This is a genomic window from Paracoccus spongiarum, from assembly GCF_030732095.1.
Taxonomy (GTDB): Bacteria; Pseudomonadota; Alphaproteobacteria; order Rhodobacterales; family Rhodobacteraceae; genus Paracoccus; species Paracoccus spongiarum.
Genome location: NZ_JAVAMQ010000041.1, coordinates 1 through 9,708, shown reverse-complemented (window position 1 = coordinate 9,708; position 9,708 = coordinate 1). Strand labels below are relative to the sequence as shown.

Sequence of the window (9,708 nt, the reverse complement as noted above, 5' to 3'; positions counted from 1 at the left end):
GTGTTCTCCAACGCCCTCGATGAAATCAGGGGCAACAGGTAAGAGGCGTCAGACTCAGAACAATAGTATGCTTGAATATGATAAGAACTTATTAAAAAATTTACGGTTTAATATTCTGTATCCCCCAGAGGGGGACAGTTCTGTTTTGGAGGTTTCTGCTGATGACGTAGGGGATTTTCTGCATGTGATCCTTGGTGCCGACGGCACATTGATTTTCTCTTTTTTATCGAATCGTGAAGTCAATATAAATACTGATCAAATAAGCACTATAACGGATGTTGCGCGCCAAAACCTATCACTGACTGATACATCGTGGCTTGATAAAGATATAGACGGTTGAGATTTGGCACGCATCGCGCTGGACGATATCGGGAAATTCAGGCAGCTTTTTTGGGCATAGTTGTGCATGATTGCTCTCCCCTTGAGCCGCCTCAAGCGGCGGCCCTATTGCTCTTTCCCATTTTGTCAGCGGGGGCGGTGCGCAGGAGCCAGTCGGCGGCTTCCCGGCACGTGTCTCTTCGTCGTTGCATAGCAGGGAGGTCCAAGCGCGAGCCGCAGAGGAACTGAACTCATTGCCAATCGGTTCGGCCATTCCCGAGATACTGAACGACTACGGCGGACTGCGTGACCAGACACGCAGTTGCAGCAGATGAGTGGCTGCACGATACGCCCGATCATGGCGTCACTTGTACTCAATCGGGATTCCAACGACGCTAGGCGCCGGTCGCTCTCCGTGAGGCTGTCCTGACCCTACGCTGCGGCGCATCACGCGGTGTCGGCGTCACGCGTCGATCTTCCAGCCGCGCGAAGGCTGCGAGAACAACCCCTTCGGAACGGTCTAGGTAGCCAGCGAGCAACTTGGCCGCGCCCTTTGCATCGTCCCGGTCAACGGCGGCAAGGATGGCCGCGTTCTCGGCGATAAAGGGCTCGTGCAGGAGCTCCGGGTCGGGGAGGAGGCCGAAGGCGAGGCGGAGTTCGGCGACGACCTGAGCAAAAAAGGCCGTCAGACGCGGACTGTCGATCAGCGCGACGACAGCGCCGTGAAACACCATGTTGGCGGAGCCGACCGCGCGCCAGTCTCCACGCTCGCGCGCGGCCTCGGCTGCCACCACAGCGGCGCGCATAGCCGCGACTGCGGCGTGCTTCGGCCAGGCCTGGGCAAGCGCCGGGATCTCGATCAGACGTCGCACACGGTAGATGTCGATGATGGCCGGCATCGAGGGGATTGCCACGAACACGCCGCGGTTTGGCTCATAGCGCGCCAACCCCTCGCGCGTGAGCAACCGGAAGGACTCGCGCAACGTGTTCCGCGAGACACCGAGATCGGCAGACAGTCGGGCCTCAGAAAGGCGTTCCCCGGGCGTCAGCTCCCCCTCCGTCGCCATCGTGCGGAGTTGCGCCGCAATTTGCTCGACAAGCGGCGCGGCGGCATCGATTCCTGGCTTTCGGTCACTCATTCTGCACCTCATGTGTCGGCTCATTTTACGAGGATTCCACGCGCCATGTCACGTGGAGCATCATCGTGTTTGAGCATCTCGCTCACGTTCATAGTGCAAAGCGCACAAGAGTGTTCGACGAAACACAGGTGAAGGTAGGAGGATAATTGACGAATCGCTTTGCGTCTGAGACAATGCCGTCATTCCGAATCTGCAAGCGTGGAGCCCGGCAATGAGCGAACTCTCCCCCCCTGTCACCGCATCGGGAGCCACGCTGCGCGGCGGCCTGATCGCCGCCATCTTCCTGATGGCGACCTCGGCCATCGGCCCGGGCTTCATCACCCAGACGGCGACCTTCACCGCGCGCCTCGGGTCGGCCTTCGCCTTCGCGATCCTCGCCTCGATCATCATCGACTTCGTAGTGCAGATGAACATCTGGCGGATCACCGCGCTGACCGGCAAGCGCGCGTCCGAGACCGCGAACGACGCCATCCCCGGCGCCGGCTACCTGTTGTCGGTTCTCGTGATCTTCGGCGGGCTGGTGTTCAACGTCGGCAACATCGCCGGCAGCGGACTCGGGCTCAACGCGATGATCGGGCTCGACCCCAAGATCGGCGGCGGCCTGTCTTCGCTGCTCGCCATCGGGATATTCCTGTCGCACCGCGCGGGGTTGCTGCTCGACCGGATCATCGTCGTGCTGGGGATCCTGATGATCGCGATGACGGTGTTCGTTGCCATCGTCTCGAACCCGCCGGTCGGCGAGGCGCTGCGACAGACCGTGCTGCCCTCGACTGTCGACTTCGCCGCGATCACGACGATCGTCGGGGGCACAGTCGGCGGCTACATCACCTACGCCGGCGCGCATCGCCTGCTCGACAAGGGCCTTACGGGCGCTGCGAACCTGCCCGCCATCACGCGCGGCGCGCTGTCGGGCATCGCCGTGACGGGCGTCATGCGCTTCGTGCTGTTCCTCGCGATCCTCGGGGTTACGGCCTCGGGCGTCACGCTCGACCTCGCCTCGCAGACCGCAAACCCGGCGGCCCAGGCGTTCCAGGCGGCGGCCGGCCAGTGGGGCCTGCGGGTGTTCGGGATCATCTTCTGGGCGGCGGCCATCACCTCGGTCATCGGGGCCGCCTATACGTCAGTCAGCTTCATGACCGTTTTCCGCCCCATGGGCGACCGCGCGCGCAACATCGCCACTGTCCTTTTCATCGCGGTCTCGCTGGCGATCTACCTCGCCCTCGGCACGGCGCCCGCGGCCCTGCTGGTCTTCGCCGGCGGCTTCAACGGGCTCATCCTGCCGATCGGCCTGACGATCTTCACCTATATCGGCTTCGCGCGGTCCGACCTGATGGGCGGCCACCGTTACAGCCGGCCGCTGCTCGCGCTCAGCGTCATCGTCTGCGCGTTGACCTGGTACATGGGGCTGAAGTCGATCAGCACGATCTTCGCCTTTCTCAGCGCCTGACGTGAGAAATGGCCATGGATCTCAACAGCGATCTCGGCGAGGGCTACGGGGCCTGGCGGATGGGCGACGACGCGGCGATGCTCGCGATCGTCAGTTCCGCCAACGTCGCCTGCGGCTTTCACGCCGGCGACCCCCTGACCATCCTCTCGACGCTGCGCGAGGCGGCGCAGCGCGGCGTGGCGGTCGGGGCGCATGTCTCCTATCCCGACCGCGTCGGCTTCGGGCGCCGGAAGATGGACGTGACCCCGGCCGAACTCGAGGCCGACGTCGTCTATCAGATCGGCGCCCTGCAGGGGCTGGCGGCGGCGGCGGGGACGCGGGTCACCTACGTCAAGCCGCATGGCGCGCTCTACAACACCATCGCCGAGGACGCGGCCCAGGGCGACGCGGTCATCGCAGGCATCCGCGCCGTCGATCCGACGCTGATCCTGATGGGCCTCGCCGGCGCTTCGATCCTCGGGCGCGCCCGCGACGCAGGCCTGACCGTGGCGGCCGAGGCCTTCGCCGATCGCGGCTATACCGCCGCGGGCGCGCTCGTGTCCCGGCGCGAGCCGGGCGCAGTGCTGCACGATCCCGAGCAGGTCGCGGAGCGCATGCTGCGCCTCGCGACCGAAGGAGCGATCGAAGCGGCGGACGGCTCGCTCCTGCACCTTGATGCCCAGAGCATCTGCGTGCATGGCGACAACCCGGCTGCGGTGGCGATGGCCCGGCGCATCCGCGACCGGCTCGTCGCGGCCGGAGTGGCGATCGCCCCGTTCCACGAGGCTGCCCGATGACCTACAAGAACCCTTTCGAGTTGCGTGCTGCCTGTCGCGCGGGCTGGGCCGCGCCGACCTCGGGCCACGCCACAGGCTTCACCCAGTGCAACCTCATCGCCCTGCCCAAGGACTGGGCCTGGGACTTCCTGCTCTTCGCGCAGCGCAATCCGAAGCCCTGCCCGGTGCTCGACGTCACCGAGCCCGGCGGATTCGAGACCGTGCTCGCCCCGGGCGCCGATCTGCGCCGCGACCTGCCGCGCTACCGTGTCTGGCGCGACGGCGCACTGGCCGAGGAAACCGCCGACGCGCACGCGGTCTGGGCCGAACATGCCGATCTGGTGACGTTCCTGATCGGCTGCTCCTTCACCTTCGAGGCGCCGCTGATGCAGGCCGGCATCGAGATCCGCCACATCGCGCAGGGCTGCAACGTGCCGATGTATCTCACCGACCGGCCCTGTCGGCCGGCCGGGCGGCTCGCCGGCCCGCTGGTCGTCTCGATGCGGCCGATCCCCGCCGATCGCGTCGCCGAGGCGGTGACGATCTCGGGCCGCTATCCGGCGGTGCATGGCGCGCCGGTGCATGTCGGCGCGCCCGAGGCGCTCGGCATCGCCGATCTCGGCCGGCCGGACTTCGGCGATCCGGTCGCGATACGGCCTGGCGAGATTCCGGTCTTCTGGGCCTGCGGCGTGACCCCGCAGGCGGCGGTCATGGCGTCAAAGCCGCCCTTCGCGATCACCCACGCGCCCGGGCACATGTTCGTCAGCGACGTCCCCGATCGGGAGTGGCAGGCATGACGCTGCGGTTTCTGCCCGTCGGCCCGCGCGCGCTCCTCGTGGAACTGCCCGATCTCGCGGTGACGCTCGCGCTTTTCGACGCGCTGGCCGCCGATCCGGTCCCCGGCGTCGCCGAGGTGATCCCCGCCGCGCGCACGCTGCTGGTGCGCGCCGCGCCCGGCGCCGCCGCCGACGGCCGGCTTGCGGCGGCGATCGCGGCGCGGGCGTCCCGCGCGACGGCCCGGCGCGAGAGCGCGGCGGAGGCGATCGAGATCCCCATGGTCTACGACGGCGAGGATCTCGCCGAGGTCGCCGCCCATCTCGACCTGACCGTGGCGGAGGTCATCGCGGCGCATCAGGCGGCGACCTGGCAGGTGGCGTTCTGCGGCTTCGCTCCAGGCTTCGCCTATATGACCTGCGAGGATCCCCGCTTCGACCTGCCGCGGCGCGCGAGCCCTCGGGCGCGCATCCCCGCCGGCGCGGTGGGGCTGGCGGGACGGTTCTGCGGCGTCTACCCCAAGGCGAGCCCGGGCGGCTGGCAACTGATCGGGACCACGCCGACGCCGATGTGGGACCTCGCGCGCGACCCGCCGGCGCTGCTGCGCCCCGGCGGGCGCGTGCGCTTCGTCGAGCGGCGTGGCGCCGTGCATCCGACGCCGGCCGCTCCGGCCGAGCCCCCCGCGTCCGTCGTGGGACTGCGCGTGGTTGCGACGGCGTTCCCCGTGCTGGTGCAGGACGCCGGGCGGTCCGGTCAGGCGGCGCATGGCATCTCCGGGTCCGGCGCGATGGACCTGCCGAGCCTGCGGCGCGCCAATCGCCGCGCGGGCAACCCGCCGGATGCTCCGGCGCTCGAGATCACGCTCGGCCCGACGCGGCTCAGCGTCGATGCGCCGGCGACGCTCGTCCTCGACGGCGCGGCCGACCGGGCCGAGATCGAAGCCGGCCAGGCGCGCATCCCCGTCGACGTGAGCCGCCCGTTCGCGCTCGATCCCGGCGAGGTTCTGGTGATCCCGCCGCCTGCCCGCGGCATGCGGAGCTATCTCGCGCGCCGCGGCGGCTTCGATGCAGCGCGCCTGCTCGGCTCAGCCGCGACCGACACGCTCGCGGGGATCGGCCCGGACCCGCTCGGCGCAGGCGCGGCGATCGGCTTCGCCGACGCCCCCGCGCTCGCGGTCGACGGCGAGCCCGCCCTGCGCCCGGCGCTGCCCGCTCCGGGCGAGACGATCGCGCTGCCCGTCACGCTCGGCCCCCGCGCCGACTGGTTCCCGGACGCCGCGGTGGCGCTGCTGCTCGCCCAGGACTGGGAGGTGACGGCGCAATCCTCGCGCGTCGGCGTCCGGCTCGCCGGCGACCCTCTCATGCGCGACGACGCGCGCGAACTGCCCTCTGAGGGGACCGAGCATGGCGCGATCCAGGTGCCGCATTCCGGCCAGCCGGTATTGTTCCTCGCCGACCATCCGCTGACCGGCGGCTATCCGGTCATCGCCACCGTGCTGCCCGACGCGCTGCCGCTCGCCGGACAGATCCCCCCCGGCGCGCGAATCCGCTTCACCGCCGACCATCCCTTCAGCCCGATCGAGGCCACGCCATGACGACCACCCTGTTCGAGCCCGGCTCCGCGCTGCGTCCGATCCGCCGCCTGTTCATCGCCAACCGCAGCGAGATCGCCGTACGGGTCATCCGCGCCTGCCGCGACGAGGGGATCGCGCCGATCGTCGCTTACGCCGACAGCGACCGCGACGCGCTCTTCGTCCGGCTCGCCGACGAGGCCTATGCGCTGGGGGGCGAGCGCCCGGCGGAGACCTATCTCGACGCGGCCAAGCTCATCGCCATCGCCCTGCGCGCCGGCGCCGACGCGGTGCATCCCGGCTACGGCTTCCTGTCGGAGCGCGCCGAATTCGCCCGCGCCGTGCAGGAAGCTGGGCTGATCTGGGTCGGCCCCGATCCCCACGTCATCGAGGCGCTCGGCGACAAGATCGAGGCGCGGCGCATCGCCGAGGCGGTCGGCGCGCCGCTCGTCGCGGGCACCCCGGGTCCCGTCGAGACCCCGGCCGAGGCCCGGGCCTTCGCCGAGGCGCACGGGCTGCCGATCGCCATCAAGGCCGCCCATGGCGGTGGCGGGCGGGGGCTCAAGGTCGCCTGGAAGCTCGACGAGGTCGAGGAGCTCTTCGACTCCGCCACCCGCGAGGCGCTGACCGCCTTCGGCCGCGGCGAATGCTACATCGAGCAATTCCTCGACCGGCCCCGGCATATCGAGGCGCAGGTGCTCGGCGATCGGCACGGGCGGGTCAAGGTGCTAGGAACCCGCGACTGTTCGCTGCAGCGGCGCAACCAGAAGCTCATCGAGGAGGCGCCCGCGCCCTTTATCACGGAGGAGCAGCGCGCCCGCATCCACGCCTCCGCCCGGGCGATCTGCGCGCGCGCGGGCTACAGCGGGGCGGGCACCGTCGAGTTCCTGCTGTCGGCGAACGGCACGCTCTCCTTCCTCGAGGTCAACACTCGGCTTCAGGTCGAGCATCCGGTGACCGAGGAGACGACCGGCGTCGACCTGGTGCGCGCGATGATCGCGGTGGCCGAAGGCGCGCGGCTCGCCGACGAGGAGGTTCCGACGCCCCTCGGCCATGCGATCGAGTTCCGCATCAACGCCGAGGACCCGGCCCGCGGTTTCCTGCCGACGCCGGGGCCGGTGACCGAATGGGACGCGCCCGGCGGCCCCGGCGTCCGGCTCGACAGCGGCGTCGTCGCAGGCTCGGTGGTGCCGGGCAGCTTCGACTCGCTGATGGCGAAGCTCGTCGTGACCGGCGCCACGCGCGAGGAGGCGCTCGCGAGAGCGGGGCGCGCCCTGGCGGAGTTCCGGATCGGCGGCGTCGCCTCGGTCCTGCCCTTCCACCGTGCGGCGATCGCGGCGCCCGAGTTCCGCGCCGAGGACGGAAACTTCGCCGTCCACACCCGCTGGATCGAGACCGACTTCGCCGACCGCGTCGCGGCGATCGGCGGGGATGCGCGCGTGACCCCGGCGGCGACCGCGCCGTTCCTGCGCTTCGCGATCGAGGTCGACGGCCGACGTATGGAGATCGGTCTTCCGGCGGGAATGCTCGCCGCCGGTCCCGGTCCCGGCGCGGCGGCGGAGTCGCCGGGAGCGGTAGGCGAGGACGTCGTTACGGCGCCGGTAGCCGGAACGCTGCAGGTCTGGCAGGCTGAGGACGGGTCGGAGGTCGCCGCCGGCGAGGTGATCGCGGTGATGGAGGCGATGAAGATGGAGACGCGGGTCGAGGCGCCGCGCTCCGGCCGGCTCCGGCATCTGGCCGAGGCGGGCAAGCCCATCGGCTTCGGCGCACCGCTCGCGAACATCGAGCCGGCCTGAGGCGCGCGCAGCAACCGAGGGAAGGACCAGGTGGCGGAATGCCGCCTGCTAAGACAAAATAGAAGCTGGGGAGGAGGACGTCGTGACAAGCCAAACCGACGCCATCATAGCCAGCAAGGGCGCGAAGTCGCTAGCTTGGTCGAAACACGATACGAAATGGGTCCTGAGCCTATTCGGCACCGCAGTCGGCGCCGGCATTCTCTTCCTGCCGATCAACGCGGGAAGCGGCGGTTTCTGGCCGCTGGTCATCATGGCCATCCTGATCGGGCCGATGACCTATCTGTCGCATCGCGGGTTGTCGCGGTTCGTGTGCTCGTCCGCGATCCCGGGCAGCGACATCACCCAGGTGGTCGTCGAGCATTTCGGATCCGGCGCCGGCAAGGCGATCACGATTCTCTACTTCTTGGCGATCTATCCGATCGTCCTGATCTACGGCGTCGGCATCACCAACACCGTCGACAGCTTCATGGTCAACCAGCTCGGCATGGACCCCCTGCCCCGCTGGATCCTCTCCGGTCTGCTGGTCGCAGGAATGATGGCCGTGATGATGGCCGGGCAGGAGATCATGCTGCGGGTGACCGAAGCGCTGGTCTATCCGCTCGCGGCGATCCTCGTGCTCCTGTCGCTCTATCTGATCCCGAACTGGGACCTCTCCACCGTGACGCAGGTCTCGTCCCCCGGCAGCATGCTGGCGACGATCTGGCTGACAATCCCCGTGCTGGTCTTCGCCTTCAACCACTCCCCGGCGATCTCGCAGTTCTCGGTTTCGCTGAAGCGGGACTACGGAGCCGATGCGGCGGAAAAGGCCGACAAGATCCTCGGCCGGACCGCGACCGTGCTGGTCGGCTTCGTCATGCTGTTCGTGTTCTCGTGCGTGCTGGCGCTCGGGCCGACGCAACTCGCCGAGGCGAAGGCGCAGAACCTGCCGGTGCTGTCCTATCTGGCCAACGTGCATGGCAGCCCGTTCATTGCCTATTTCGGGCCGATCATCGCGTTCCTTGCCATCGTGTCCTCGTTCTTCGGCCACTACCTCGGCGCGACCGAGGGACTGCACGGCATCGTGCGTGGCCAGTTCGATCCCGAGGCGCGCAGAATAGCCGATCCGGCGCTCGTCAAGGCCATCACAGTCTTCATGTTCCTGACGACCTGGGGCGTGGCAATTCTCAATCCGAGCATCCTCGGCATCATCGAGACGCTGGCGGGGCCGGTGATCGCCGCAATCCTCTACCTCATGCCGATGTACGCGATCTACAGGGTGCCCGCGCTCGCGCAGTATCGCGGACAGATCAGCAATGTGTTCGTGATCGTCACGGGCCTGATCGCGATGTCCGGCATCCTCTACAGCATGTTCGGCTGATCGCCACAGGCCGACGGGCGGAAGGGGGCAACATGTTCATCAGCGTGGTCGACATCTTCAAGATCGGCGTCGGCCCGTCGTCGTCCCACACCATGGGACCGATGACGGCGGCGGCGGCGTTCCTGAAGGCGGTGCAGGACGGCGGCGCCGCCTTCGATCCGGCGACACTCACGGCGCTTGAGGCTGAGCTTTGCGGCTCGTTGGTGTTTACCGGGAAGGGGCACGCCACCGACCGTGCAGTGATTCTCGGGCTGATGGGGTTCGAGCCGGCGAGCCTCAACGCCGAATTCGCAGAGGCCCGGCTGACCGAGATGCGCGCGACCGGTCGGCTCGCGCCGCCCGGCCTGCCCGAGGTGGCGTTCGATCCCGAGCGCCACGTCATCTTCGACTACGGTCCGCCGCTCGCGATGCACGCAAACGGCATGAAGCTGCGCGCGCTCAGCAACGGCGCGGTCCTGCTCGAGGAGACCTACTACTCGATCGGCGGCGGCTTCATCGCTACAGAGTCCGAAATGCTGGCCTCGCGGTCGCGGAAATCCGCCCCGCTAGGGT

Annotated in this window: 9 protein-coding genes; 8 read left to right on the top strand and 1 reads right to left on the bottom strand. The window is 68.5% G+C overall.

Translation table 11 applies throughout. The annotated features are described in order from the left end of the window. On the top strand, positions 1-340 hold a 340-nt coding region (locus Q5Y72_RS19215; RefSeq protein ID WP_305965004.1), incomplete at its 5' end, for a hypothetical protein. 373 nt (positions 341-713) lie between these two features. Here Q5Y72_RS19215 and Q5Y72_RS19210 read toward each other — a convergent pair. Beyond that, positions 714-1,457, bottom strand: coding sequence for a GntR family transcriptional regulator (locus Q5Y72_RS19210; protein ID WP_305965003.1), 744 nt, complete (start codon positions 1,455-1,457; stop codon positions 714-716). 211 nt (positions 1,458-1,668) lie between these two features. Between Q5Y72_RS19210 and Q5Y72_RS19205 the strand changes: the two genes are divergently transcribed. From Q5Y72_RS19205 to Q5Y72_RS19175, 7 genes are all read left to right on the top strand, one after another. Beyond that, on the top strand, positions 1,669-2,904 hold the full coding sequence (locus Q5Y72_RS19205; protein WP_305965002.1) for an NRAMP family divalent metal transporter: 1,236 nt from the start codon (positions 1,669-1,671) through the stop codon (positions 2,902-2,904). Between the two features lie 8 nt (positions 2,905-2,912). Beyond that, a complete protein-coding gene (locus tag Q5Y72_RS19200) occupies positions 2,913-3,680 on the top strand; it encodes a LamB/YcsF family protein (RefSeq protein ID WP_305965001.1) in 768 nt (255 codons plus the stop codon). Further along, positions 3,677-4,456, top strand: coding sequence for a putative hydro-lyase (locus tag Q5Y72_RS19195; protein ID WP_305965000.1), 780 nt, complete (start codon positions 3,677-3,679; stop codon positions 4,454-4,456). The genes Q5Y72_RS19200 and Q5Y72_RS19195 overlap by 4 nt, the downstream gene beginning before the upstream one ends. Further along, positions 4,453-6,027: a 5-oxoprolinase subunit B/C family protein gene (locus Q5Y72_RS19190; protein WP_305964999.1), complete on the top strand. Its 1,575-nt coding sequence runs from the start codon at positions 4,453-4,455 to the stop codon at positions 6,025-6,027. Before Q5Y72_RS19195 ends, Q5Y72_RS19190 begins: the two co-directional genes overlap by 4 nt. Beyond that, a complete protein-coding gene (locus Q5Y72_RS19185; RefSeq protein ID WP_305964998.1) occupies positions 6,024-7,799 on the top strand; it encodes an acetyl/propionyl/methylcrotonyl-CoA carboxylase subunit alpha in 1,776 nt (591 codons plus the stop codon). Before Q5Y72_RS19190 ends, Q5Y72_RS19185 begins: the two co-directional genes overlap by 4 nt. A gap of 82 nt (positions 7,800-7,881) precedes the next feature. Next, the gene (locus Q5Y72_RS19180) at positions 7,882-9,156 is read left to right on the top strand and encodes an aromatic amino acid transport family protein (protein WP_305964997.1); all 1,275 of its coding nucleotides are present in this window, start codon (positions 7,882-7,884) and stop codon (positions 9,154-9,156) included. A 32-nt stretch (positions 9,157-9,188) separates the two neighbouring features. After that, positions 9,189-9,708, top strand: a 520-nt coding sequence (locus tag Q5Y72_RS19175) for a serine dehydratase beta chain (protein WP_305964996.1), incomplete at its 3' end; no start/stop codon positions are given.

Bases quoted from the DNA above. Each gene is read 5' to 3' on its own strand.
- Q5Y72_RS19205 (WP_305965002.1), top strand. From the start codon at position 1,669: ATGAGCGAACTCTCCCCCCCTGTCACCGCATCGGGAGCCACGCTGCGC.
- Q5Y72_RS19200 (WP_305965001.1), top strand. From the start codon at position 2,913: ATGGCCATGGATCTCAACAGCGATCTCGGCGAGGGCTACGGGGCCTGG.
- Q5Y72_RS19190 (WP_305964999.1), top strand. From the start codon at position 4,453: ATGACGCTGCGGTTTCTGCCCGTCGGCCCGCGCGCGCTCCTCGTGGAA.
- Q5Y72_RS19195 (WP_305965000.1), top strand. From the start codon at position 3,677: ATGACCTACAAGAACCCTTTCGAGTTGCGTGCTGCCTGTCGCGCGGGC.
- Q5Y72_RS19185 (WP_305964998.1), top strand. From the start codon at position 6,024: ATGACGACCACCCTGTTCGAGCCCGGCTCCGCGCTGCGTCCGATCCGC.
- Q5Y72_RS19210 (WP_305965003.1), bottom strand. From the start codon at position 1,457: ATGAGTGACCGAAAGCCAGGAATCGATGCCGCCGCGCCGCTTGTCGAG.